The sequence below is a fragment of the Euzebyella marina genome (assembly GCF_014855515.1).
GTDB classification, from domain to species: Bacteria; Bacteroidota; Bacteroidia; order Flavobacteriales; family Flavobacteriaceae; genus Euzebyella; species Euzebyella marina.
Genome location: NZ_JACYFK010000002.1, coordinates 252281 through 278987 on the forward strand (window position 1 = coordinate 252281; position 26707 = coordinate 278987).

Genomic DNA, 26707 nt, shown 5'->3' on the forward strand with positions numbered 1-26707 from the left:
AAAAACAGTTTTAAACTGTCCCTTTCAAGCATAAAAACTTAATTTAGCTGGCAAAATTGTTTTCAATTGAATAAAAATTTACTCCAATCACTGGGCAATTCACTTCAGGGTGAACTTTTATCTGACGAACTTACCAAGGCTTTATATGCAACGGATGCATCGGTGTATAGAAAAATACCAACGGCAGTTGCTTTTCCTAAAAATGAAGAAGACTTAAAGAAAATCATTCGTTTTGCAGGGGAGCATAAGGTGGGTTTAATTCCGAGAACTGCCGGTACTTCTTTGGCAGGGCAGTGTGTTGGCGATGGTATTGTTGTTGATGTATCACGGCATTTCACAAAAATTTTGTCCTTCGATGAGAAGAAAAAGCAAATAACGCTACAGCCTGGTGTGATTAGGGATGAACTCAATCAATATCTTGCCGCTTACGGTCTATTTTTCGGCCCCAATACTTCTACGGCCAATAGGTGTATGATAGGGGGCATGGTTGGAAATAATTCATCAGGTACCACTTCTATTCAATACGGGGTGACCCGCGATAAAGTAGTTTCTATAAAAACTATTTTAAGTGATGGCAGTGAAGCTGAATTCAGTTCTTTGACCAAGACCGAGTTTCAAGAAAAGCTCAAGGGAGATACATTGGAGTCAACTATCTATAATCAGCTTTTCAACGAGCTTTCGAATGCCGAGATAAAGAATGAGATTGTAAAGGAATTTCCCAAACCGGAAATTCACAGAAGAAATACGGGGTACGCTGTAGACGAACTATTGCATAATGGGGTTTTCTCAGATTCTGAAGAAGAATTCAACATGTGCAAACTTTTGAGCGGTTCTGAGGGCACCTTGGCCTTCACAACCGAAATAACGGTGCAGCTCGACGATTTGCCTCCTTCTTATTCCGCAATGGTAGTAACCCATTATAAGACTTTAGAAGATTGCCTGTTAGATGTGGCTCCCGTTATGGAACATTCATTGCATTTATGCGAAATGATGGATAAGGTGATTTTAGATTGCACCAAAAACAATCGGGAGCAGTTACAAAACCGTTTTTTCGTCGAGGGTGATCCTGCCGCTTTGCTCATGTTGGAAATGAAGGCCCATTCAGAGGAAAACCTTCAAGAACAGATACAGTCTTTACAGGCTACAATTTCAAAATCGGGTCTTAGCTATGCCAATCCCATTCTGTATGGAGGCGATATCAATAAAGCCATAGAACTGAGAAAGGCCGGTCTTGGGCTCTTAGGTAATATGGTGGGAGACAAAAAAGCGGTGGCCTGTATCGAAGATACGGCCGTTGCAGTCGAAGACCTCAGTGCTTTTATTTCTGAATTTACAGCGATTATGAAGGGCTACGGACAAAGTGCGGTGTATTATGCTCATGCAGGTGCCGGCGAACTGCACTTACGGCCTATACTCAACCTAAAAAAGAAGGAAGATGTCGGTCTTTTTAGGGATATTACTACCGATGTGGCCAAACTTACCAAGAAATACAAAGGCTCTTTTAGTGGGGAACATGGCGACGGAATCGTAAGGGCCGAATTTATTCCCTTAATGATCGGTGAGAAAAACTACGAACTGCTCAAAAGGGTGAAGTCTTATTTTGACCCTCAGAACCTATTTAATCCTGGAAAAATTGTGGATGCCTATCCGATGGATGCATCCTTGAGATATGAAATAGACCGCAACGAACCCGAAATAAAAACCTTGATGGATTTTTCGGATAGCGAAGGAATTTTGCGTGCCACGGAAAAATGCAATGGTAGTGGCGACTGTCGAAAAACCGAAAGCATGAAGGGCGCTATGTGCCCCAGTTACCACGCTACCAGAAATGAAAAGCACACCACAAGAGGTCGGGCCAATGCTCTTAGGGAATTTTTGACCAATGCGGAACAGCCTAACCGTTTTGACCAAAAGGAACTAAAGGAGGTGCTAGACTACTGCTTGAGTTGTAAAGCATGCTCTAGTGAATGCCCCAGCAACGTTGATATTGCAGCGTTAAAAGCAGAGTTCTTATACCAGTATCAAGAGAAAAATGGGTATTCTCTGCGAAGCAAATTATTCGCTCACAATACCAAATTGAACAAATTAGGAAGTAAGGTATCCGGTCTTACAAATGCTGTGTACGATTCCGCATTATTAGGTGGTTTATTGAAAAAGGGCGCTGATGTGGCACCCCAAAGAAGCTTGCCAAAAGTTTCAAGTTTTAATTTCAATAACCATCTTTTAAATTATAAAAATCAATATACTGCATCCAAAAGAAGTGTGGTGTTGTACATTGATGAATTCAGTCAATATTTAGATGTTGAACTCGGTAAAGATGCCATTGAACTTTTGACCCGACTAGGTTACGATGTTCAGCTTTTTTATGCTGAAAGCGGGCGTACTTATTTATCAAAAGGCTTTTTAAAACAAGCAAAAAAATTGGCGCTCAAGAATATTCCGGCACTTAAGAAATTTGCCGATCAAGGGCTGCCTGTTGTAGGGTTAGAGCCTTCAGCCGTATTATCTTTTCGGGATGAATACAAACGATTTTCAAATGATGCAGAGGCTACCAATGCCGTCGCTTTGAACTCGTATCTGTTAGAGGAATTTTTATCCATCGAAATTCAGAAAGGCGAGCTGACATCCGAATTGTTTACGCAAGAGGCCAAAACCGTTAAAATTCATGGGCATTGCCACCAAAAGGCGTTGAGCAATCAAAAGGTGACTTTTGACGTACTTAACCTTCCCAAAAACTACACGGTTTCCATAATAAGCTCCGGTTGTTGTGGTATGGCAGGATCGTTCGGTTATGAAAAGGAGCATTATGAGGTAAGTATGCAGATAGGTGAGCTAAAATTGTTCCCGGCTGTTAGAAAAAGTTCGGAGGATACTATTATATCCGCGAACGGTACCAGTTGTAGACACCAAATTTATGACGGAACCAAAAGAACGGCGCTGCACCCGGTTACCATATTAAAGAATGCGTTGCTGTAGGCTAAAGCTTTTTCTTTCGCCTTTGCTTCAGTAGTTTGGCCTCCGATTGGGTGGTGATGATTTCGAATAGTTCTTGCATGTCCATTTCACGCAGTTCCATATCCATAAAGAATGGCGATAGTTTGTCATGTTGGTAACGGTACAGTTTCCATCTTTTTAGGCTGTATTCCAGCGCAGTGAGGCTTTTGACCCAATCACCCGAATTCAAATAGGTGCAGGTGCCTTTTTTTGTAATGTAGTCTTCCTTTTTAGGTTGGTGCAAATGTCCACAGACCACATAGTCATAGTGCTTTCGAAGCGCCATTTTAACAGTGTATTTTTCAAAATCTTCAACATATTTCGAATCGGCACCTTCGTTCTCGACCTTATGGGAAAGCGTAGGGCGTTCGCGCCCCATTTTTTTATAGATGTAATTGGCACCCTTGTTAAGGTTGAAAAGTAAATGATAACCTAGACTGCCACATTTGGCCAGCCATTTGGCCTTGATAATGGGCGTGTCAAATACGTCGCCATGAAAGAACCATGCTTTTTTACCATCCAATCGTAAAATAAGTTTATCCACCACATGAACATTTCCCATAGAGGTACCGGTCAATTTTCTAACGATTTCATCGCGGTTTCCGGTAACATAGAATACTTGGGTGCCTTTAGCGGCCATATTCAGTATTTTGCGAATAACCTTCATATGTGGCTGCGGAAAGTAACGTTTGTGAAACTGGCCTATATCGAGTATATCGCCGTTCAACACCAGTTTCTTGGGCTGAATACTGTTTAGGTAGGTGTTGAGCTCATCGGCATGGCAATCGAGCGAACCCAAATGAACATCGGAGATAACGGCAACCTCTAGTTTACGTTTTTTCAATGTAATCTATTTTAATTACAATAAACCAAACCCATATAAACTAAAGGTAAACAAGCTATAAAGAATGCATTATCTTCTGTATCAATGCATAGGCGATAACTTTGCACGACTGTTAATTAAGAATTAACTTTGAGCGCGTGAAAGCAAAAGGTAGTTACTTTAAAATCGTAAATCTTGCCGATTTATTTGAAGTAGCCGACCGTCTTTTACAACTAACCAATTTAACGATTTTAAATGGCGGGAAATACTTTCGGTTCAATTTTTAAACTGACCACTTTTGGTGAATCTCATGGGGTGGCAATAGGAGGGGTCTTAGACGGATGCCCATCAGGAATCACCCTTGATCTTGAAGCAGTTCAAAAGGAGTTAAACCGAAGAAAACCGGGCCAATCGGCCATTGTAACCCAAAGGAAAGAACCCGATACCGTCGAATTCTATTCCGGTGTTTTTGAAGGAAAGACCACTGGTACACCTATAGGCTTTGCCATTCATAATACCAATCAGAAATCGAAAGATTACTCACATATCAAAGACTCATACCGACCTTCTCATGCCGATTACGTTTATGATCAGAAATACGGCTTTCGCGATTATCGAGGTGGAGGACGCAGTTCTGCCAGGGAAACGGCCAGTAGGGTAGTGGCCGGTGCCATTGCCAAACAATTTTTGTCAGATATCAAAATCAACGCCTTTGTTTCGCAAGTTGGTACTCTTAAATTAGATAAACCTTACCAAGAACTTGATTTTGCGCAGATTGAATCGAATCCGGTGCGGTGCCCTGATCCGGCCTTGGCGGTAAAAATGGAGGATTATATTAAAGAAATTAGAAAAGAGGGCGATACCATTGGTGGTGTTATTACCTGTGTAGCGCAAAATGTGCCAATTGGTCTGGGAGAGCCTGTTTTTGATAAATTACATGCCGAACTGGGTAAGGCCATGTTATCGATCAACGCCGTAAAAGGGTTTGAATATGGTAGTGGCTTCGAAGGTGTTGAAATGAAGGGAAGTGCCCATAACGATCAATTTAAGTCGGACGGTACCACTAAGACCAATTACAGTGGGGGTATTCAAGGCGGTATCAGTAATGGAATGGATATTTACTTCAATGTGGCCTTTAAACCGGTAGCTACACTTATACAGCCTTACGAGACGATTGATAAAGAAGGCAATAAGGTGCAGACCCAAGGCAAAGGCCGACACGACCCTTGTGTAGTGCCTAGGGCCGTACCCATTGTTGAGGCTATGACGGCCTTGGTTTTGGCAGATTATACCCTGCTTAATCGCACGATACAAAGAAATGGATAGTTCTTTTTAGGAAATTGATATTTCCTTTGAGGTGCGAGATATAGTTTTTCGGCTTTCAAGTCAAAAACAGTATATTACTTACCTAAACTAGCGATGCATGCGAAAAATGGAATTACACTGGAAGATTCTCATCGGAATGGTTTTGGGAATCCTCTTTGGATTTTTAATGACCAATTTTGAATGGGGACCTAAATTCATACAAGATTGGATCAACCCTTTCGGTACTATTTTTGTCAAGCTATTGAAGCTTATCGCCATTCCGCTCATCTTGGCATCATTGGTTAAGGGTATTTCTGACTTGAAGGATATTTCAAAGTTCAGGAACATCGGTCTAAGAACCATTGCCATATACATCGCTACTACGATTGTTGCCATCACTATCGGCCTGTTATTGGTCAATTTGATTAAACCTGGTAACGGTATTTCTGAGGACACCATAGCGCAATTGACCGAAACCTATTCCAATGACAGTGGCGTTACCTCAAAATTAGAGGAAGCTTCAAGACAAAAAGAAAGTGGACCGCTACAGTTTTTGGAAGATATGGTTCCTGATAATGCTTTTAATGCGCTTGGGGACAATAGTTCAATGCTTCAAGTGATATTTTTCACCATATTTCTGGGTATTTCAATGCTTTTAATAGGTGAGAAAAAGGCAAAACCTCTAAAAGATTTTTTCGATTCGTTGAACGATGTGGTGCTTAAAATGGTCGATCTGATCATGTTATCGGCACCGATAGCCGTTTTTGCCTTACTATCGAACGTAGTGGTCTCTTCTGGTGATCCCGACCTGCTTTTGGCCCTTTTAAAATATTCAGGAGTGGTCGTTCTGGGCCTAATTCTGATGATTGTATTCTATAGCTTGGTTGTGGGTACTTTTACACGCTACAACCCGTGGACATTTTTGCAAAAAATCAGCCCTGCTCAACTGTTGGCCTTTAGTACCAGCTCCAGTGCGGCGACCTTGCCTGTCACTATGGAAAGGGTAGAGGAACATATCGGTGTGGATAAGGAAATTTCAAGTTTTGTACTGCCGGTAGGTGCCACCATCAATATGGATGGTACAAGTCTTTATCAAGGGGTAGCAGCCGTTTTTATTTCGCAGGCACTTGGTTTTGAACTTACATTTAGTGGACAATTGACCATTGTTTTAACTGCTTTGTTGGCATCGATCGGTTCGGCTGCTGTACCAGGTGCCGGAATGGTCATGTTGGTCATTGTTCTTGAGGCTATCGGCTTTCCTGCCGATAAATTGGCTATAGGTCTTGCCTTGATCTTTGCGGTCGATAGACCATTGGATATGTTGCGAACCGTTGTGAATATTACGGGGGATGCCACTGTTTCTATGATGGTCGCGAAGTCGGTAGGGCAAACCATCAAGCCTAAAGTGAAAAATTGGGACGATAACCTTGACGAGGTTCGGTAATAGTTTTAACCATCAAACTGCCGGTAACGCGCCAGAGTGAACATATAAATTCCGTAACAGATGAGTCCGGCCGCCACGGTTCCCATGAGCCAAGGTCCTGAGGTCGTTTCTTGAAGAAAGGAGAACGCCTCACCGGTACCCTTCATTTCTTCCGAGCTTGCTCCGGAATAGCTAAGGCCTGCCTTCAGAAAAAAATACGCTACGATAGATGTAAGAATACCTCTGGCAATTAATCCAGCATATCCCGTATTCTTGATGAGCTTTCTTTTGGTCTCATCCGAAAGGGAACTAATATGAAACTTCTTTAGAAAGTCACCCTTATATGCCTTGATGAATTGGTAAATGCCTTTTCCTGCCAGAGCAAAACCGATGATGATAAAAGCATAGGTTTTTACTCGGTTACCCAAAAAGCCCAGCGTACCGCCCGAACCTTTTGCCGGCTCGTAAAAAATTTCAAAAATGGCGAACAGGCCCAGGCCCAAGTAAATGGCGCCACTAATAAAAAAGGAAACTCGTTTCACCATTCCCTTTTTATCAGAACCAATGCCTTCAGGATCTCGAATACTCTGTATAAACCGCCAAAAGGCATAACAAATCAAACCTAGCCCCAATAAGGCCAATAATATTTTTCCGAAGGGTTGTTGCTCTAAGAACTCGATTACCTGAAACTTTCCTGCTTTTGAGCCGCCTAAATTGAAGGCGGACAAAAGAGCCAATAAACCGGAGAGCGCATATACGGCACCTTTGGCTATAAAACCTGCAAATGCGGCCTTTTTTATTTTATCATCCAATTTTTTATGTTTTGAATGACAATATTATTTGATTGAAATAGAGGGTGTTGGCTCTATAAAAACAACTTTTAGGCGATTTGAAAATCGACTATAAAAATTTGGCCTTTAGCTCAGGAGTGGGAATCATACATTGGTCTTTTTTACCGTACCAGTTGTATCTATTACGCGCTATAAAATCATATACGATATCGCGGATAGGTGAGGGAATCCAAGCGAATACCGATGAAATGCCCTTGTAGCCTGAAAGCTGTTTGCCAATTTCGAGGGCAGCGGTCGATTTGGTGTAATAGGCCGTACCAGGGTCAATGAGAATTATGGAATCTACCTTTGAGGTATCGATACCACGCTCTTTGGTCAGTTGCTGGCCAATTTCACTTTGCAAGGCGGCATATCGAAAAACATCTTTTTTATCCCTTTGGATGACAAACTGAACGGCATTGTTGCAAAGATTGCATACCCCGTCAAAAAGAATGATTTGTTTGTTTTTTTCCATGCTGCTATCAAGCGACCTTTTTTAAATTAAGGTTGCGATGCAAAGATATAGTGATTAAAGGTAACTGCTTAAAAGGGAAAGTGAATTTTAATAACTGATAAGTGATTGAATAAGTTTATGGAAATAATAAAGAAATGGGCCGATGGGATTATTCGGCCCATTTCTTAATTTCGTCTTAAGCCTCAATAGGTTCAGAAACTCCCAAGTGTTCTTTGAAGAAAGGTGATAATTGAGCGACGGCTTCGTCCAAATATTCTGGAATGTCATATAGTTTCATATGATTCGCTCCCTCAACAATATACATTTCTTTATTATCCGATCCGGCACGCTCCATCAGGTCATCACTCATCCACTTAGATTCAGCCGCACTTCCCGCAACTACAAATAACGGTTGTGTTAGATAGATTTCGGCCATATTAAATGCATCGTAAGTGACCAATTGGGTCAAGCTTCGGGCTGTGCCATAGCCAGGAGCAGTTGAACATTGCGCTCTGTCAGTATGATAATACTCCCAAGCTTCCTTTAAATCAGTATATGGCGTATCTTCTTTCTTCATTGGAGCCATTGGCATTTGAACTACATCATCACCTTTTGCTTCTTGTGAGCGCGCTGTAGCTCCAAATTCAAGCCACTTGATAGCATCTTTCATGTCTTGGTCACCCAGCCATCCTTTGCTGAACATATGACCGATATTTACAGCACTGACCGTACCAACCGCTTTAATTCTTTTATCGTTGATAGCAGCATTTACCGTATAGCCACCGCCGGCACAAATCCCCCAAGCACCAATACGATCACTATCTACATAATCTAAAGTGTTCAAGTAATCAATTGCTGAACTGACATCTTCAGTTCTTACATAAGGATTCTCTAATTGACGAGGTTCTCCGCCACTTTCACCTTGATAAGAAGCATCTGTGACTATAGTTATAAAACCGTGCTCTGAAAACTTCCTCCCATAAATACCCGCAGTTTGTTCTTTTACACCACCTCCAGGATGCGTTATTACCAATGCAGGATGTTTTTTATTTTCATCGAAATCATCAGGAAAATTTAGATAAGCGGACATCATCAGCCCGTTATTTGTGTTCTTGTAAGAAATTTTTTGTTGTGACATCATATAGAGTTTTAATATTAATAATGATACGTTTATCAATATTACCCAACAATATGAACTTCTTACTGGACGATTTACTGAAAAAAAAGAAACATTTTACAGATAAGCGGTATTCTAGCCGTTGTTAAGAGCTCTTTGCTTTATTCTATACTGTTTTGGGGTAAGCTGTGTTTGTTTTTTGAATAGTTTGGCAAAATAGTTGGGGTAGTCAAAACCTAATTCAAATGCTATTTCCGAATTAGTAAGTTTGCTTTCGAGAAGTAGTTTTTTTGCTTCATGCGTAATGTGTTCATGAATAGTTTCAATTGCTGATTTATGGGTGAAAGTTTTTAAAACATCACCCAAATAATTAGGTGTCAGTTTCATCTTCTCGGCAAAATAGTGTACCGAGGGCACGCCTTTGGTTCTACCGTCATAGTAGTCTCTCAGAAGCTGTTGAAACTCGCTTACTATATAGTTGTACTTTTTTGCTTCTGTAGAAAACTGTCTTTTATAGAAAGATTCTACCAAATTCAGAATTAGATTCACATAGGCCAAAAGTACATCTTGACCTGTATTTTTATTATTCGCCTTCTGCATCAAATTCTCGTAAAGAAGAACAATCTCCTTCTCTTCCTCCTCATTCAAAAACAAGGCCTCATGGTAGCCGTATTCGAGAAAGTTTTGAAAAAGGTAACGGTTATCTTCAATTATCTTCTTTGATAATTGTAGATAAAAACCTTCAAATAAATCATCTAACCCCCATTCATAAAGTTTTCCAGGGCTATTGAAAAATACTGCTGTAATAGGTTTTGGGTCAGTATGGTCAAAGTTTGGGGAGTCGGGATTTATATAATTCGTTTTAAAGGAAATTCGATAAAAATCAATATAAATCCCATCAGATTTTAGAAGGGTGTTTTCCGGATAGCGCCCAACATCAATATCTTCATCGATTGGCTCATCAACACCAATGAAATTATTAAATGATTTAAAATCGGTAAATTTTTTCATTTGCATATGGGAAATTTTTGGGGGCCCTTGCCTCTTGTGAAGTTAATGCTTTTAAAAACTTCTATTGGCAACTTATTCTTAGTACTATCTTATAAAACTATGCATTTGATCCAGTTCTTTAAACGTAGAATTGACTAATGTTAAGCTTTTTCCTAAAATTCACAAGGCCAAAATACTTTCCGCTATATTTTCGTAATTCATAAATTATTGAGGAAAATCATTAAATCGTGCTCTTTGCCTAGTCCCAATTTCTTTTTTAATCGGTATTTAGACTTTAAAATACTATCGGGCAAGACATTGAGGGTAGCGGCAATTTCTTTGGTGGTGAGGTTCATGCGTAAAAAGGCTGCCAATCGAATTTCTTTTTCACTGATGTCGGCATAAATGGTCTTCAGCTTTTGATCAAAATCATTGTGAACTTCAGAGAAATAGGTTTTAAAGACTTCCCAGTCTTTATCGGAAGCATTCTCCTTTTTTAGCAACATGACCATTCGCCTGAATTCGGTCTTAAACTTGTCCGGTGAGTTTTTTACGTTCTCCAAGTTCTCCATCAACTCTTGAATAAAGGTGTTCTTTTGCACTAAATGCAGGGTCTGGCTGGCCAGTTCTTTTTGTTTGTGTTCAATTTCTTGTTGGTAGATGGCTTCCTGTTTTTCACGGGCAATCTTATTTCTTTTGATCCGCTGCCGGAACCCGAAATACAACAATCCGGAAATGACAATAAAAGCGACCATTCCACCAGCATATAGGCTTTTCGTCAGTTTGTCCACTTTCGCCTTTTCATTGAGAACGGCTATTTCTTCTTCTTGAAGTGCCAAAGCCGCCTCTTTCTTTTCGGTTTCGTAAATGGTTTTGAGTTCTGCGATTTGTTGTGCCTTTCGGTTGGAGTAGAGGCTGTCATTAATAGTGGCATAGCGGTTGAAATTGGCATAAGCACTGCTAGTGTCACCCAAAAGGCTTTGAATTTCGGCTTTCGTTTTTAAAGCATCCCGAAGGGTGGGTAAAGCCTTAATTTCATCTGATATGGCGATTACCTCGTTAATGTCTATCAATGCACTTTGATATTCTTTTTGGGCCAACTTTAAGTTGGCCATTTCATGAAGAGCTGCAGTTAAATCGAGTTTAATATCTTCCTTTTTAGCAATTTCAATAGATTCTACCAAAAGGGATTGGGCCATTTCAAAATCTCCTTCTTTATAGACTAACCTGCCCAAATCCTTTAAAGAGTTCGCCATCATGCTCTGTACGTTCATTTCCCTGGCAAGTTCTAGAGATTCTTCTACGAAGTTTTTCGCCTTATCGTTATCACCAAGTTTTTCAGCAGCCAGACCGGCTGTGTTTAGTGCATAACTCGAGTATATTTTATCATCGTTTTCTTTATATATGTCAATTGCTTTGGTGGCATAGGTGAGGCTTGTAGTATAATTTTCCTGCTGAAATTCAATATCTGCTAACTGTTTTAAGGCGTCGGCCGTTCTAACTTCGTCTCCTTTTTCTTCAAAAAACCTTAGAGCTTTTAGAGTATTTTCCAGGGCAATGAGGTAGTTTCCTTTTTCAAAATATATTCCGCCCAAGACCTCGTATTCAGAACCTCTCAAATCGAAATTACCCAAATCGGAATTATTTCTATTTTCTTCCGTATACATGTCAAGAATGGAACGGGTTGTCTCTATAGCTTTATCGAAATCTCCTGATTCACGTTGAATGGTCGCAAGGGAATGTAAGGCAAAAATCTGACCCCTGATAGACTTCATTCCTTTGAAAGCATTTAGCGCCTTATGATGAAAGAAAGACGCGGAGTCATTTTTAGACTGATTGTAATAGTAATTACCAAACTGTAGGTATCCGTTGGCGACCCCTTTCTCATAGTTAATTTTCTGAGCCAAATCGAATGCCTCACGCGCAAAAAGCAAGGCGCGTTCATTATCCATAAACATCATGCGTTCGTGAATTCGTGATAGTACCTGTGCCTTTTCAATATTATCCGGTAGGTCTTTGGCACGTTGGATCAGGCTATCCAACTCTTGTTGCCTATTTTGTGAAAAGCCAGTTGAACAGCAAAGGCATAAAATAAGGAAGAGATTGATAATCAGTTTCATATCGGTTGGTTTAAGCATTTGAAAGATAAGGAGAAATGACTCTTGTAAAAAGGGCATGTCCATAGTCGAAATGCACTTGTCTATGCTCGGTCTATATTTTTTAAAAGATAAATTCTCAGATATTTATTTTTAATATGTTGAAAATCAAATACTTAAATTTTTTTATTTAAAGATAAGTAAGTGAAAGTTCGAGATTGTTTTATAACATTTTTGAGCGTCTGTCCATGCTTTGTCCATGTCCGTTTTTATGTTTCGCATTGATTATGAGGTAGTTTAGGCTTGTTGAATCCTAAAACCTGATACAATGAAAACAAGACCAATCCATTTAAAACATTTATGTCTGCCATTCGTGCTATTATTTCTAATGGGGTGTAGTAAAGACGACACTACCTCAAATGAAGAACCTCAAGGTGAAGAGCCCAAAGAGCAGTTGACCGATGAAGAAGCTTCAAACATCAATGCTTTTATAAAAGACCTGAATTATGAGCCGACCGACCTTTTAAATGTGCAATCGACCACTGGCATTACTTCTAATGAAGGAAATCCTCAAAAGAACACCAACAGGGGCTATATTACAGAATGTAAAACGGTGTACCACGATATCAAATCGAATTTTGAAAATGTGGTCATGTTCGATCCCACTTTGGGAGTCATTTATCCGGGCGCACTGGTTCTGGGTAATCGGGTTTTGCTCGAAGGGGCGCCCCAGCCTCTACAAGTAGAAAAGGCCCCTGTGAAATTGAGGGTTGAACTACCGGGTATTGGAGATGGTGGAAACCTGACCATCAACGAACCTACTTATCAAAATACCCAAGCTGCAATCGATGATGCTTTGGAATATTGGAATTCGAATATAGCCACGCAAGGGTATTCTATAGATGCCGATACCTATTTTGAAAAAACCACCGTCTACTCTCGGGAGCAAATGAGCCTTTCGCTAAAGGTTGGCGCCGAATGGGCCACGGGGTCGTCTTTCGAATCACAATTTGATTATTCGAAGGAAACGGAGAAAAGAGTGGCCGCCTCTTTATATCGACAAGTATACTATGATGTGGTGATGGAAACGCCCGATAGCCCAGCTTCGGTATTTGGGAGTAAGGTGACCGCCGAAGGACTGAAATCATTGGTTTCCGAAGATAATCCGCCAGCTTATGTCAGTTCCGTTCAATATGGTAGGATCATCATGATCCGTATGGAGACCACAGACACAACCACCGAGGTCAATTTAGAAGCTGTTTTGGATTATGCCACCAAAGCGAAAACCATTAATGGAGAGGTCAATGCCAATTATGAGAAAGTAATCCGTGAATCTACCTTCAACGTAGTCGCCATTGGAGGAAACGCCAAAGTAGCCACCAAGGTCATTACAGGAAACAATCTGGAAGAAGGGGAGGGCGGACTCTATTACGTGATTGAGGAAGGTGCCGAATACAATAGGGAAAACCCTGGTGCGCCCATCGGTTACACCGTAAAATATTTAAAGGATAACACCATCGCAAAAATGGGCTACCAAACCGATTATAATATTGAAACCTGCGGAACTTTTGAGTATGACCATGAGAACATTGTTGTTGTCAATGACTCGAACTACGATACCAGGTTCCGATTCATTTATAAAAAGGCAGGAACCAATGACGTGACACAAACAGGGTACTATGCCGTAAACAATGATAAAAGGGTCGCCAAAAGTCCGCCAAACGGTGCGCATGATGTTTATGTTCAATTCGACCTGCAAAATGCCCTACTGCAATGGGACCGTATGGGTGAATTTCACCTTGGTTACCTTTCCAAAGAGAGGGATTTTAAGGTCTACTGTTCCGAAAAAGATTTCTTGGGCTTCTGCAAGACGATTTCAGTAAAAGAGGATTGATCAACCACTTTTCTAAAGAAACCAGGTAAGTGTATGTTCGTGTAATTTTGATGGCCGGCACTATAAGTTGCGATTCAACAACTTGGTGTCGGTCCATTTTTCAGGTCCACCCTTATTCCATCAATCAAAAAGTTTTTGCTGAGTATTAAGGTAAAAAAACTACTTATGAATGGCTAATAGCGCTATTATCGTATACGATTGTCAAAGCCGTATTTTGAAGAGTTATTTCATTTTTTGAACCATTTCCAACTGGTCTACGCTAACATTGGTGGTGAACATTCCGTAGTTGACAATAGCTTTTCCCTTCTCCAAAGAATCGATGGTACCTACCGCTTTTCCGTCTTGCATTCGCACCCGGTCACCTACCTTAAAGACAGGTCTTGGCTTGTTCTGTTCTTTGATGACCGCTTTCTTTTGCTCTACCTTTTTCTTTTCTCGAATGACCTTCACCTCTTTTTGCACTTCTTGAGCCACTTGCGCTTTTTTCGCCCTTTCGGCCTTTGCCTCCTTGGCCGTTTTTTTCTTGCGCTTGCTATTTTCGGTTTCTACGATTCGCAATAGTTCAGAAACCAACGGCCTCTTTTTCTTATCGTGAAAATATTTGTCCGCCGCCTTATTGACCTTATTGCCCAGTTGAATCATGCGCTGGTCATGGTCATAAAGCTCCTGATAATTTTCCAGTTTGCTTTTAATCTTGGCATTCAGCTTTTCTAAACGAGCCGCTTCTTCTTTGGCCTTGGTTTCCTCTTCCTGAAGTCTTGAGCCCGTACGGGCCATTTTACTGCGTTCTTTCTGTAACTTGGCTATGGTAGCATCAAAACGAACCTTACCCCGCTCAATTTTCTTCTTGGCCTTGTTAATTAAGGAATAGGGTATGCCGTTCTTTTGCGCTACTTCGAATGTGAAAGAACTACCGGCTTCCCCCAATACCAATTGAAAGGTAGGTTCTAAAGTTCTTCCGTCGAAAAGCATATTGGCATTGGTAGCATGGGGCAACTCGTTCGCCAATGCCTTAAGGTTGGCATAATGGGTAGTAATTACTCCGTAAGACTCCCTTTCGTAGAAAACTTCTAAAAAGGCCTCTGCCAAAGCCCCACCAAGTTCGGGATCACTACCAGTACCGAATTCGTCAATCAAAAAGAGGGTATTGTCATTACAGAGCCTTAAGAAGTTGTTCATATTCTTTAAACGATAGCTATAGGTACTCAGGTGGTTCTCTATTGATTGGTTATCACCGATATCCGTAAGTATAGTATCAAAAAAAGAAACGGAACTTCTTTCATGAACGGGGATTAGAAGCCCTGATTGAAGCATTACTTGAAGTAGACCGATTGTTTTAAGGGTAATACTTTTTCCGCCGGCATTCGGACCAGAGATGACGATAATACGATTTTCTGGGTGCAATTCGATGGTCTGCGGAAAGGTCTTTTCTTTCTTGAATTTATTGCTCATAAAGAGCAACGGGTGAAAGGCATCTCGAAGGTAAAGACGTCTCTCTGAATTGATATTGGGCAGCAAGGCGTTTATGTCAACCGCATGTTTGGCTTTTGCCGAAGTAACATCTAAATGAGCCAGATACGACTGGTAGATGCGTAGCAGGGGCGAATAGGGGCGAATTTTATTGGTGAGTTCTTTGAGTATACGCTGTACTTCTTCTTGCTCATCAAACTCTAGATTATTTAATTCGCGGCTGTATTTCAAAGTGGCTTCAGGCTCGATATAAACAATGCTTCCCGTTTTTGAGGTACCCATCACCGTACCTTTGACCTTTCTGCGGTACATGGCCTTGACCGCCAAAACACGTCGGTTTTCTACCACCGATTCCCTAATATCGTCCAGGTAATCAGAACTGCTATACATGCTCAAGGCCGATGAGAAACTTTGGCCAATTTTACCCCTGACCTGTAAAATCTGCCTGCGCAGACTTGCCAATTTCTCTGAGGCATTATCGCGAACCTCTCCAAAACGGTCGATAACCAGGTCTATTTCTGCGGGAATTTCCTTGTTTTCCTCTATGGTATCGGCACTTTGGTGAAGTAGTGGATAATACTCCTCGAATTTTTTAAGAAACTTTTTAAGAACGGAAACCGTACGGCATATGCTGGTCATTTTTTTAAAACCTTCGATTTCCAAAACGGTATTCTCTATTTTTAGAAGTCTTAATTCTTTGTCGATACCTTCAAAACTGTGTGATGGTATTCGGTTTTCACTGACGAGCGAAGAAAGATATTCGGCCGTTTGACCCAATTCAGACAAAATAGCCTCTTCATCGGTAAAGGGGCTAATCTCCAAAGCTTGGGCTTTTCCCAGCTCGGTACCGCAACGGGCCGCTATTTGTTTGAGCACCGTCGGAAATTCTAAATCTTGTAATGTTTTTGGATGTATACCCGCCATGGTTTTAAAAATCGAGGGCAAAGGTAGGGATTGATGCCGAAAAGTAAGTCCTCATTCAGCAATTGGCTGGTGGCTTAGAGGTTTTGGTTGTGTTTTAGACTTTGGTAAGAGTGAAGTAGGGCTTTCAATTACGCTGTGCTTGGTCGCTAAATTCTCCTAACTTCAAGAAACTTTGTTTCAATTCCTCACAAGCGGATAATTTGAACGTTCCCGTGCTTTGCGTTCCAAACTCCCTGTTTTATGATGCCCTTATCCTGGGCTGGCACGAGCAGCACCCTATTACTATTGAGAGAGATTATTATATGATCTTCATAATTTTCCTTCCTTTTTTCCAAACAAGGTTTTGATTCCTTCTCCCCATGAGGGAGCATAATAGTTTTTTCCTTTTTTATGGTGGCCCATATATTGTAAATACCCATTGACTACAATCAGAATCAAGGCCAAGGCCGAACAAATAGTGATTAAATATGCCATCGCCTTTCCGAAAAAATACCTTAGACGGCTATTGGTGCCATATACGTGGGTTTTATCTAGCGTGAGATAGTTATCTCTACTCCTAAAATCGTTTGCTTCATCCAAGACCACTTTCACCTCTGTGTCCACTGGTGTGGTGAAGGTAATGGGGAGTTGTTCTGCCAAGGGACGAATTTTGTCTATAATTCGCTTCTTTTCGAGAAAGTCAACTAGCCTTTCCCGTTTGTCGGAGTGTTTTTCCCAATCATATACCAATTGAATGTTCAAAGTATCAAATTGAAGGGCCACCTCCAGATATCTTGGTTTGAAAGAAGCAGTGTCAAAATCTCTACGAATGGGAACAGTTATGGTAGAGTCTCCTAATTGTAACAAGCCGGTATTTGAGGGGCTTCTAAAATCCATGTCAATCCTGTTTATACGATCAAATTGATACACATTTCCCACATCGTTCATTTCTTTTATGAAATCGGGCCCGAATTTGAATGTAAACACCGCAGCAATGAGCGTATACAAAATTGAAATTATTATGAATTTGGCTTCTTTCATTTTATTGCCTACCGTCTTCCGCTGCCCAAAAGTTTTGTTATTTCTCCTGTTTCCGCATTTATTTCACGCCATTCAATCCAATCTCGATCATATATGATTTCGATCCTATTGATTAGATTACCGTTATCATCTTTGCCCCAATCAAAGCCTCCGAAGTGAAGCCCTCCTTCATATTCGGCACTTTCAATCGGAGGGTTGGAATCTTTATTTAACTTTATCCTTCTTATCATGTTCTCGGACAAGAGGACAGGGACTTCAATAACTCTATGAATGCTGCCATCTAGGTTGTATATCACAGCGTTATTTGGGGAAGTAAACTTAGAATTCACGCCATGATAAATAGAAACAATTTTTTGTTGATCAACCGAAGGATAACCTGTGACATTCTCGGAAGATGAAACTCTAATCCAATCATTTTTATGTCTCCATAACAAGTTGATTTTACCTCTTAGAATAAGGTTTTTATAGCTTTTTTCGGTGAAATCTATATCATAGACTGGATAAATAGGCATGTTATAACCAACATGAATTTGGTTAAGTTCTCCTCTATCATTTTCGTAGAAAAAATTAAATTTCTCCATTATTTAAGTTGATATGTTTTAATGTTTTCAACGTCGAAATACTTTTCCCATGTATTGCTGCCTAAATACTCTATGAACTCGTATTGATGTTGATTACCATAATAAATTTGTCCGCTATTAGTCCCTGAAGTTTCTTTCATTGGTCCAACGACCCCATCCCTGACCGGTGAGTCTTGTTATTGTTTTTCATTTTTTCTAATAATCATTTACTTTTTTTTATTGTTGTGGGCACGAGCGTGACGCTCGCGCTAGTGGGGGATGCCCAAGTTCAGAACTTTATGATGCTGTTTTACTTTGAGATATATCCATTTTTATAAATTTTCTCAAATAGAAAATAATTACACGTAAATAAATCTTCCGCTGGTAATGGGTTGCATTTTCGCATTTCCTATCGATGTTTGTCAATCAAAAATATCCCCTTTGACCTAAAAATTTGCCCACAGGACTAAGTTCTAAATATTTTAGTAGTCGTGATATTTCTAAACGTTAACTTTATTTTTAAGTCTTTATTAATTGTAATCTATGAACAAATTTTGCCTAAAATACTTCCCCATTCTTATTGGTTTATTATTAATTACATGTGATAAGGACCCAAATACGGATATGGAATCTGATTCGGAAGAACCAAAAATAGAATTTGAAATAGAGACGGGTGTAATTGTAGGAGACGTTATCCTCTTCGACATGTCCAACAACAAATCAACAGAATATGATGGGACAATTATTAAACTATTCAAAGAGGATAATTTAGTGCAGGAAACTTCATTGTCAGCAAAGGGAACATTTTCGCTTGAAAATTTAGAGATAGGAAGCTACAAGATGGTTACTGAAAAAGAGGGGTATGGCACTTATGATACTATTCAAATTAACAACACTACAAAAATTGATACTTTATCAACAATAGAACTACTGGAATACCCAACTGTTGAACCAACTATTGTTTTCTTTGAATATGGAAATTCCTCATTTGGGGAAACGATACATTTGCATTTTAAAAATGATGAGTGGTTGCTAGTCAGCAAGGAGTATTATTTTAGTAGAACCCCCGATGTTTCCTTTCAAAAATTCGACTATCGATTAGGGTCGGGTTCTTATCAAGGGGGAAACAAAGAATCTTCGTCACCCTACAACGGTTATGTCGTAGATTCCCCGTCTTCAACATGGTCCGGCACTGGTAAAAGTTTGGAAAATGGAGGATTCACACCTGGCGAAAAAATTTATGTAAGGGTTTATGTAGTCCATGAAAAATTTTACGAGAGCATTGGAGGTATCGATAAGAATTTTGAAGTCATAAGCCACATAAGGAAAAATGGCTCCAACGTTTACGAGTTTCAGTTTTAATAAAAAACCATTACTTATTATGGATGAATACTTTAAAACTCGAAAGCGGGTAGAATATTAAAGTTGCGATTCCCCCTGCTGGCGCGAGCATCTTTGCTCGTGATCTTAAATCCTACATCAATCATCATTCCAATACTCCCAGAATTATAAAATCAACTTATTGATAAACACAACACTTTATAAGTTCAGGGTCTACCGCGACATCAACTAAGATACATATTACAACACTTCCCGCTCTGTTTTAGTTATGGGTCGCCCCGACATTCTAAAAATCAAATCCTCGATTTTGATTAATTTTATGCTCGTAAGTGAACCTATAAAGTGAAAAAAAGAAAATGCCCATAACCATCGAGGAGACCTGGAAGTTCCATTTGAAAAAAGAGTTTGAAAAGCCCTATTTTAAGTCGCTGAGCCAATTTGTAAAGACCGAATATGCCCTTTATACCTGTTACCCAAAAGGAAAGGATGTCTTTGCCGCTTTCGACCATTGCCCCTTTGACGAGACCAAGGTGGTTATTATTGGGCAAGATCCTTATCACGGACCGGGACAGGCGAACGGACTCTGTTTTTCGGTGAAAGACGGTATAGCGCATCCACCATCCCTCATCAATATTTTTAAGGAAATAGAAACGGATACCGGTAAACCCTATCCGCGTAGCGGAAATTTAGAGCGTTGGGCTGAACAAGGCGTATTGCTTCTTAATGCGACTTTAACCGTTCGATCGCACGAAGCGGGCAGTCATCAAAATAGGGGGTGGGAAACCTTCACCGATGCCGTTATTCAAAAATTATCACTAGAAAAGAAAGGTTTGGTTTTTTTACTTTGGGGAGGATATGCCAAGAAAAAAGCTGCATTGATAGATAAGGCAAAGCATCATATTTTGACTTCCGGCCATCCTTCTCCTCTTAGTGCCAATCGGGGCTATTGGTTCGGGAATAGACATTTTAGTCGGGCTAACGAAATATTAACGAAAGAAGGGAAAAATCCAATTAATTGGTGATACTTATTGAATGTAAGTATTTTATAAAAAGAGACTTAGATTAATTTATTAAAACTGTCAGTTTAATATTATTTCATCCCAAGTCAACCAGCAGTTTTTCTTTTGGAAGCTTTTCTTGAATCAATTCTAGCGAAAGTAAGGTGTCTTGCACCTTGCTCAAAACGACAGGGTCGAATGACTTTTGGCTCCAACGGGTCAAAGAAAGCCATTCTTTAATATCCTCTAATTTTTGTTCGTATCGATTGGCAAGAGTTCTGTCGATACTGGGTATTTGTTTGAATTCTTGCGTGTAGTCATTAATTCCCTTCAAGATATGTCGCGCGGTGCCTTCATTTTCTTTTAAAAATGCGTCGGTGGCCGCTACTGCGAAACAAGGCCATGGGGTAGGGCAATCGCCCAGCCTTTTAAAAGTGTCGTTATCGACTAAGGGTTTGGTGGTAAAGTGCTCCCACATGAAGTAATAGCCCTGGCCAGTCGTTAAGGCCTCGATCGCCCCTTCTAGGTTGTTAATGACTTCAAATTGAAGATTAGAGGTTTCCCAGTCTTCGTTTTGCGCATTTACGTATGCCATGAGGTGACTTCCACTACCAAACCGACTGATGGCCGCTTTTGCGGTTTTGAGCTCTGAAATCGCTTTAAAATGGCTCTTAGCGCCTACGTGTATGCCCCAAAGTAATGGAGAACCGATATATTCCTGAATAATCTTGGCAGAATTGCCTTCGGTTATGCTCTTGACAATACCCTCTGTTAGAATAATAGCCAAATCGGTTTGACCTTCCTGTAATAGTTGGCACATTTTTCCGGTGCCTTCCGGAACGTCGGTCCATTCCAAATCAATACCCTTGTCCTCAAAAATGCCATCCTCAATGGCCATATGCCATGGCAAATTGAAATGCTCGGGAACGCCAACTATTTTCACTTTTTTCATGAAGCCGATTTTTAGTGTTTTGATCAAAGATACGAATGCCTTTGGAGTAGAATAAAGATGAATGGATAAATAGACTTCTAATAAATCATATACGATTAATTATTTTCGTCAATGATATCGGTATTTTTAAGGTTTTTTGTGTAAATATTCGTAAATCGAATACTGTGAGCGGTTTGGTACGGACTCATTTTTGACATAGGTATTACTTTCCGTTTCATCGACCAGTCGCGCCTTGACATTGTCAGTCAGCTGTAAGGTTAAAATATATTCCAACTCATTGAAAACGGCTTCATCGAATATGGGAGTTAGCACTTCAATTCTGCGATCAAGGTTTCGGGTCATCCAATCGGCAGACCCTATGTACATTTTTGGCTCACCACTATTTTCGAACCAATAGATACGACCATGCTCTAAAAAACGGTCGACGATACTTGTGATTTCGATGTTTTTGGCAGCTTCTTCATTCCCTAGGTGGACACCACAGAATCCGCGAACAAGCAATCTGATCTTTACTCCAGCTTCTGCAGCCTCATAAAGTTTGTCGATCATACGCTGATCTTGCAGGCTGTTCATTTTTATTCGGATGGATGCCGATTTGCCGGTTCGGGCATTTTTGATTTCCGTATCGACCAGTTGCATGAATTGGGTTCTGGTGCTAAAGGGGGAAACCAGAAGATGTTTTGTGACAGGGGCCAGGCGTTTACGCTCCAGCACTTCGAAAACCTGATGTAACTCCGTTGCTATTTTTTCGTTGGCCGTGAATAGGCCATGGTCCGCATAAATTTTAGAAGTCTTTCGATTGAAGTTGCCTGTGCTTATGTAGGCGTATTTGACCGATTGCTGTTCTTCCTTTCGCTCTATAAGCAGTATTTTACTATGTACTTTTATTTCTAAATCGCTGTGATAGACTTCGGCTCCGTTTTTTTTGAGTTTTCGGCTCCAATCCAAATTATTCGCCTCATCGAACCTGGCTTTGGGCTCTACAAAGACCATGACTTTTTTACCGTTCTCCAAGGCCTGCAATAGGGTTTGTGCCAATTTGGAATCTTTGGCGATGCGATACAGTGAGATTTTAATGCTTGTAACCGATGGGTCTGTAGCCGCTTGCTCGAGAAAGTTCAGCACTGGGTCAAATTGATGATACGGAAAATGAACGATTTGGTCCCGTTTACTGATTTGCTCGAATAAAGACTTTTCTTTACTCAATTCAGGATGGGGCAGTGGAGGAAGAGGTTCAAAATGCAACTTCGGATTTTCTGTTGGGTCAGGAAAAGACATGAAATCGCTGTAGTTGTGGTATTTCCCCCCAGGAAACATATCCACTTTGCCAAGACCTAATAAGGTGCGTAGCATCTCTCGATTTTCTTCGGGCATACGAAAATCATAAAGCAGTCTTGTTGGTTGTCCGATGTGTCGCTGGGCTAATGACTCCTCGATTTGTTGGGCGATATCTCCATCAAAATTATCTTCCCAATACAACTCGGCGTCTCGTGAAAGCTTTACTTCATAAAAAGATTGTACTACCCTGTCTTTGAATAAATAAGGAATTTCTTGAGCAATGACATCATCCAAAAAAGTAACGGGATAATGACCCTCGTTTGGGGATAGGTTTATAAACCTGTTCAGCTGATTAGAGGGGATAGAGACAAAACAAGTGTCGCCATTGGCAAATCGCACAAAAAAGTAAAGAGCGTTGTTTTTTAAGAATGGCGTTTCTCCATCTACAACGGAGACAACTTCAACATGCTTCTTAACCTCTTTTTCGAAAAGGGTTCGGATTTCGGCACTCTGTTTTTCAGTGAAATCTTGCTTTTCAATCAGGTCTATACCGTTTGTTCGTAGTTCGGGAACAATTTCTTCGCTAAAAATGCGACCAAAAGCCTCTTGTTGCGCTTCTACTACCTGAATAATTTCTTTAAGAGTCTTGGTGGGGCGTAATTTTAATTTCTTTCGAATGGATTTCTCCACATTTTTAATCTGTCTCAACTTAGAGACCCTCACTCGAAAGAACTCATCTAGATTGGAGGAAAATATGGCCAAAAACTTGATCCGCTCATAAAGAGGGTTTCTATTGTCCTTGGCTTCCTGTAAAACGCGCCCATTGAAATTCAACCAGCTTAGGTCGCGGTGCCTGTATAATCGTTCCTTCATAGAATAGTAAAAATAACCAATCTGCTTGGTCGGTAGTTAAAGTAATGGTTAAGGAGTTAGGGGCAAAGTCTGTCCAAGGTATACCGGATGAGTTCATCAACACTTTCGCCTGGTTTTTTGCTGAATTCACCGGTTGCCCTATTGGCCAAGATACAGTTCATCGAAACTGCTCTATGACCCAACAATTTTGAGAGCCCGTAGATACCCGAGGTCTCCATTTCCAAGTTGGTGATTCGTAAATCATTGTATTGAAATGATTGTAAGCGGTCTTTTAATTTCAAGTCGTCGGGTACCAAACGAAGGGAACGACCCTGAGGACCGTAAAACCCAATATTGGTAACAGTAACGCCTAATCGTATACGATTTGATTTCAATTGAGAGGCCAAGCTCTCGTCGTAGGTTACCGCATAAGGTGTCGATTTTCTTTTGGGCCATTCCGTATGCTCAACAAAGGCCTCCGTAATTTCCGGAACCTGAACATCGACGCTGTCGTAAAAGTGCAATAACCCATCAAAACCTATAGCATACTCACTGATCAAAAACGAGTCAATAGGTATATCAGGTTGAATGGCGCCTGAGGTACCAATTCGTACAATGTTCAAACTGGTCTTTTGGTCCTTTACAGTTCTATTGTTAAAATCGATATTGACCAAGGCATCCAGTTCGTTAAGAACAATGTCAATATTATCGGTGCCAATACCGGTCGAGATGACGCTTAACCGCTGACCATTAAGAGTACCTGTATGGGTGTGAAACTCCCTTTTACCTTTTTGAAGTTCGATGGTATCAAAATGCTTTGAAACATCGGCAACACGATCTGGGTCGCCTACCGTGATTACCGTAGGCGCAATGTCTTGAGGTAAAAGATTAAGATGGTAAATGCTCTGGTCGGCATTGAGAATAAGCTCCGAAGGGCTTAATTTCATACTATAGTTTTAAGATCCTACCAGAATCGGTATTAAAAAGAAAATTGTATTTCAAAGCACCACCTAAATAAACATCATTGTCTTGAATGCAAGAATAATAACTGGTGCGTTTTTCTAAGATTTCCTTTCCTTTTTTGGTCAAACGAACTGGGTTAAAACCTGAGAACAATGGTTTTAATCTGGTAATGGCACGCTCATATTGAGAATCGCCAAAACCTAGGAAACCTTGGTTTTGAAGTATCTCGGCCAAAAAGACCTTTCTTGAGGCAGGCTTTTTGTCCAAAGCAATTTGAAGAATGTTATTCTCCATAGAGTTCAACCCGTTTTTAATGCTAGGGAAGCGTTGCAGGTGCGTATGAAGTGCATCAGGCAGGTACTCAAATTGAAATTCCGAAAAATCGGAAAGATTCTCTAAACGGATCGGGTTGTCACTACAGTAAAGTTGCCAAACATAATCGGCGTATTCGATATCATCTTGCGTAAGCTCCGTTTTGTTCTTGTAGAGATGAAGCAATTGCTCGTCGCTCAGTTCACTCAAAGAATATAGTTTACCGCTCTCGTCTTCTTTGCCACTACATACCAATGAAATTTGCGCGTATTTTCGATTCGCCTTTAACCAGCTCAGAACGGCAATCATGTTTATTTGACAAAAAAGATCGTACTCGAACCAGAGTACGATCTCATCTTGTTGTTTGTGGTTGCAAAGAGAACGGTATTCTTTTAAGGTCTTTTCAATAAACCATGATTTCGAGACCTTGTAATTTTTATTGAGAAATTCAAAGCGTGTTTTCCAGAAAGATTCACTGCCCACTGTGGTGAGGGTTTTGCCCTCGCATAACATCTCGCGCCATGTAATAATGTCGCCTTTGAGCTTAAGTGATTTTAGTTTCTCCGTAAAGCTATCTCCATTGGTGATGTGCAAAAGGGAACTCATTTATTTTGGGTGGATTAGGGTTTGACGATTAAAAGTACTATTTAATCAAAAAAAACAAAAAATAATTAACAGAAATCACTAAGTGATGACAAAAAAGGTCGGTCCTTTTTGCTGAAGTAATTAACCTCCTACACGTTTCACCGAAAAGCCTTTTTCTTTTAGAATTTCCATTATTTTTTCACGATAATCTCCCTGAATAATAATCTGTTCGTTCTTGAAACTACCGCCTACGCTCAGTTTGGTCTTGATCTCTTTCGCTAATTTCTTAAAATCGCTATCGGCACCGTTGTAACCCTCTAATATGGTAATGGGTTTTCCCTTCCTCTTTTCGTATTTACAGATAATAGGATTGTCTTGAAGCCAAACATCGCTTTTCTCCTGTGCTGTCGGTTCTTCTTTTGGCGGTTCGTGATCCGGAAAAAGGTTTTTAAGCTGATCTTTTAAATCCATACTACGCTTTTATCAATCCTAATTCAATGAGTCTTTCATGTAAAAACTCGCCAGCCGTTATATCGGCGTATTGTTTTGGGTGGTCTTCATCGATACAGTTCTCCAAACAGTTCAATGGCATCTCACTGATAGGATGCATGAAAAAAGGAATGGAGTATCTCGAAGTGCCCCACAATTCCTTTGGCGGATTGACCACTTGGTGTATCGTTGATTTTAGCTTATTGTTCGATAATCTAGAAAGCATATCCCCAACGTTGATCATCAGTTGGTCAGGCCTTGCAATGGCATCGACCCATTGCCCTTCGAGGTTCTGTACTTGCAAACCTCTACCGTGGGCACCCATTAGAAGGGTGATTAAGTTAATATCGCCATGGGCTGCCGCTCGAACCGCATTTTTAGGTTCGCTAGTGATAGGGGGGTAGTGGATGGGCCTTAAAATGGAGTTGCCATTTTTGATGTAGTCATCGAAATACGTTTCCTCTAAATCAAGGTGAAGAGCCAATGCCCTCAATACATACTGGGCCGTTTTCTCGAGCATTTGAAAAGTTTCCTTACCTACCTCATTGAATTCGGGCAATTCGTCGACCGTTACATTATCAGGATATTCCTCCTCTAGCTTGGGATTGTTTTCCACATACTGGCCAAAATGCCAAAATTCCTTCAAATCGCCTTCTTTTCTTCCTTTAGCATGTTCTTTACCAAATGAGGTATAACCGCGTTGGCCACCGATGCCTTCTATTTCATACTTGTCTTTTATATCTTGGGGCAGATCAAAAAATCTTTTGATTTCCGTATAAAGATTTTCTACCAACTCATCGGAAAGGAAGTGTCCGCTTAGGGCCACAAAGCCGATATTTTCAAAAGCGGCTCCAATTTCTTCTATAAATTTTTGCTTTCGTTTTGGGTCTTCAGAAACGAAATCCTTTAAATCAACACTGGGTATCGCACTCATAGCATCAACATTAATATTTAGGCAAAGGTAAAAAATATTGCATAGTATGCCGCCGACATCCGTATTTGGGAATGATGCCTTTTTTCTACTTTTACATTGGTAA

The 26707-nt window shown here is 40.4% G+C and carries 21 protein-coding genes; 6 read left to right on the plus strand and 15 right to left on the minus strand.

The features are described from left to right. Nucleotides 1-66: 66 nt before the first annotated feature. Complete coding sequence (locus tag IL356_RS09835) at nt 67-2976, plus strand: FAD-binding and (Fe-S)-binding domain-containing protein (protein WP_121849166.1); 2910 nt, start codon at nt 67-69, stop codon at nt 2974-2976. Between the two features lies 1 nt (nt 2977). Here the strand turns inward: IL356_RS09835 and IL356_RS09840 are convergent, their stop codons facing one another. Continuing rightward, nucleotides 2978-3838: a UDP-2,3-diacylglucosamine diphosphatase gene (locus IL356_RS09840; RefSeq protein ID WP_121849165.1), complete on the minus strand. Its 861-nt coding sequence runs from the start codon at nt 3836-3838 to the stop codon at nt 2978-2980. 234 nt (nt 3839-4072) lie between these two features. On the opposite strand from IL356_RS09840, the gene aroC reads away from it, so the two are divergent. Next, nucleotides 4073-5143, plus strand: coding sequence for a chorismate synthase (gene aroC / locus IL356_RS09845; protein WP_121849164.1), 1071 nt, complete (start codon nt 4073-4075; stop codon nt 5141-5143). 97 nt (nt 5144-5240) lie between these two features. After that, nucleotides 5241-6566: a dicarboxylate/amino acid:cation symporter gene (locus IL356_RS09850; RefSeq protein ID WP_121849163.1), complete on the plus strand. Its 1326-nt coding sequence runs from the start codon at nt 5241-5243 to the stop codon at nt 6564-6566. 5 nt (nt 6567-6571) lie between these two features. On the opposite strand, the gene IL356_RS09855 is transcribed toward IL356_RS09850, so the two are convergent. The 5 genes from IL356_RS09855 to IL356_RS09875 form a co-directional block, all read right to left on the minus strand. Next, nucleotides 6572-7357 carry a DUF1206 domain-containing protein gene (locus IL356_RS09855; protein ID WP_121849162.1) on the minus strand — a complete coding sequence of 262 codons (786 nt, stop codon included), beginning with the start codon at nt 7355-7357 and terminating at the stop codon, nt 6572-6574. An 88-nt stretch (nt 7358-7445) separates the two neighbouring features. Then, entirely contained in the window at nt 7446-7850 is a 405-nt protein-coding gene (locus tag IL356_RS09860; protein ID WP_121849161.1) for a thiol-disulfide oxidoreductase DCC family protein, read from the minus strand. 175 nt (nt 7851-8025) lie between these two features. Beyond that, a complete protein-coding gene (locus tag IL356_RS09865; protein ID WP_205601246.1) occupies nt 8026-8922 on the minus strand; it encodes an alpha/beta hydrolase in 897 nt (298 codons plus the stop codon). 159 nt (nt 8923-9081) lie between these two features. Next, the gene (locus tag IL356_RS09870) at nt 9082-9963 is read right to left on the minus strand and encodes a helix-turn-helix domain-containing protein (RefSeq protein WP_225621461.1); all 882 of its coding nucleotides are present in this window, start codon (nt 9961-9963) and stop codon (nt 9082-9084) included. 191 nt (nt 9964-10154) lie between these two features. Then, the gene (locus IL356_RS09875) at nt 10155-12056 is read right to left on the minus strand and encodes a tetratricopeptide repeat protein (protein WP_162987899.1); all 1902 of its coding nucleotides are present in this window, start codon (nt 12054-12056) and stop codon (nt 10155-10157) included. A gap of 304 nt (nt 12057-12360) precedes the next feature. Between IL356_RS09875 and IL356_RS09880 the strand changes: the two genes are divergently transcribed. After that, nucleotides 12361-13926 (plus strand): thiol-activated cytolysin family protein, encoded by a 1566-nt coding sequence (locus IL356_RS09880; RefSeq protein ID WP_121849159.1) that lies wholly within the window; start codon nt 12361-12363, stop codon nt 13924-13926. Between the two features lie 222 nt (nt 13927-14148). Here the strand turns inward: IL356_RS09880 and IL356_RS09885 are convergent, their stop codons facing one another. From IL356_RS09885 to IL356_RS09895, 3 genes are all read right to left on the minus strand, one after another. Beyond that, nucleotides 14149-16320 (minus strand): endonuclease MutS2, encoded by a 2172-nt coding sequence (locus tag IL356_RS09885; protein ID WP_121849158.1) that lies wholly within the window; start codon nt 16318-16320, stop codon nt 14149-14151. 309 nt (nt 16321-16629) lie between these two features. Then, entirely contained in the window at nt 16630-17196 is a 567-nt protein-coding gene (locus IL356_RS09890; protein WP_162987898.1) for a hypothetical protein, read from the minus strand. 152 nt (nt 17197-17348) lie between these two features. Then, nucleotides 17349-17921: a hypothetical protein gene (locus IL356_RS09895; RefSeq protein ID WP_121849156.1), complete on the minus strand. Its 573-nt coding sequence runs from the start codon at nt 17919-17921 to the stop codon at nt 17349-17351. A 522-nt stretch (nt 17922-18443) separates the two neighbouring features. On the opposite strand from IL356_RS09895, the gene IL356_RS09900 reads away from it, so the two are divergent. After that, entirely contained in the window at nt 18444-19262 is an 819-nt protein-coding gene (locus IL356_RS09900; RefSeq protein WP_121849155.1) for a carboxypeptidase-like regulatory domain-containing protein, read from the plus strand. Nucleotides 19263-19597: 335 nt separating this feature from the next. Next, nucleotides 19598-20263, plus strand: a complete 666-nt coding sequence (ung, locus tag IL356_RS09905) for a uracil-DNA glycosylase (protein WP_121849154.1) — start codon at nt 19598-19600, stop codon at nt 20261-20263. 73 nt (nt 20264-20336) lie between these two features. Here ung and IL356_RS09910 read toward each other — a convergent pair whose 3' ends face one another. The 6 genes from IL356_RS09910 to IL356_RS09935 form a co-directional block, all read right to left on the minus strand. Next, a complete protein-coding gene (locus tag IL356_RS09910) occupies nt 20337-21191 on the minus strand; it encodes a substrate-binding domain-containing protein (protein WP_121849153.1) in 855 nt (284 codons plus the stop codon). A 126-nt stretch (nt 21192-21317) separates the two neighbouring features. Further along, entirely contained in the window at nt 21318-23342 is a 2025-nt protein-coding gene (gene ppk1, locus IL356_RS09915) for a polyphosphate kinase 1 (RefSeq protein ID WP_121849152.1), read from the minus strand. 56 nt (nt 23343-23398) lie between these two features. Beyond that, nucleotides 23399-24268 (minus strand): nucleoside phosphorylase, encoded by an 870-nt coding sequence (locus tag IL356_RS09920; RefSeq protein ID WP_121849151.1) that lies wholly within the window; start codon nt 24266-24268, stop codon nt 23399-23401. A gap of 1 nt (nt 24269) precedes the next feature. Further along, complete coding sequence (locus IL356_RS09925; protein ID WP_121849150.1) at nt 24270-25202, minus strand: DUF1835 domain-containing protein; 933 nt, start codon at nt 25200-25202, stop codon at nt 24270-24272. A 120-nt stretch (nt 25203-25322) separates the two neighbouring features. Further along, the gene (locus tag IL356_RS09930) at nt 25323-25652 is read right to left on the minus strand and encodes a translation initiation factor (protein WP_121849149.1); all 330 of its coding nucleotides are present in this window, start codon (nt 25650-25652) and stop codon (nt 25323-25325) included. Between the two features lies 1 nt (nt 25653). Then, nucleotides 25654-26604, minus strand: coding sequence for an isopenicillin N synthase family dioxygenase (locus tag IL356_RS09935; RefSeq protein ID WP_121849148.1), 951 nt, complete (start codon nt 26602-26604; stop codon nt 25654-25656). Between the last annotated feature and the right edge of the window lie 103 nt (nt 26605-26707).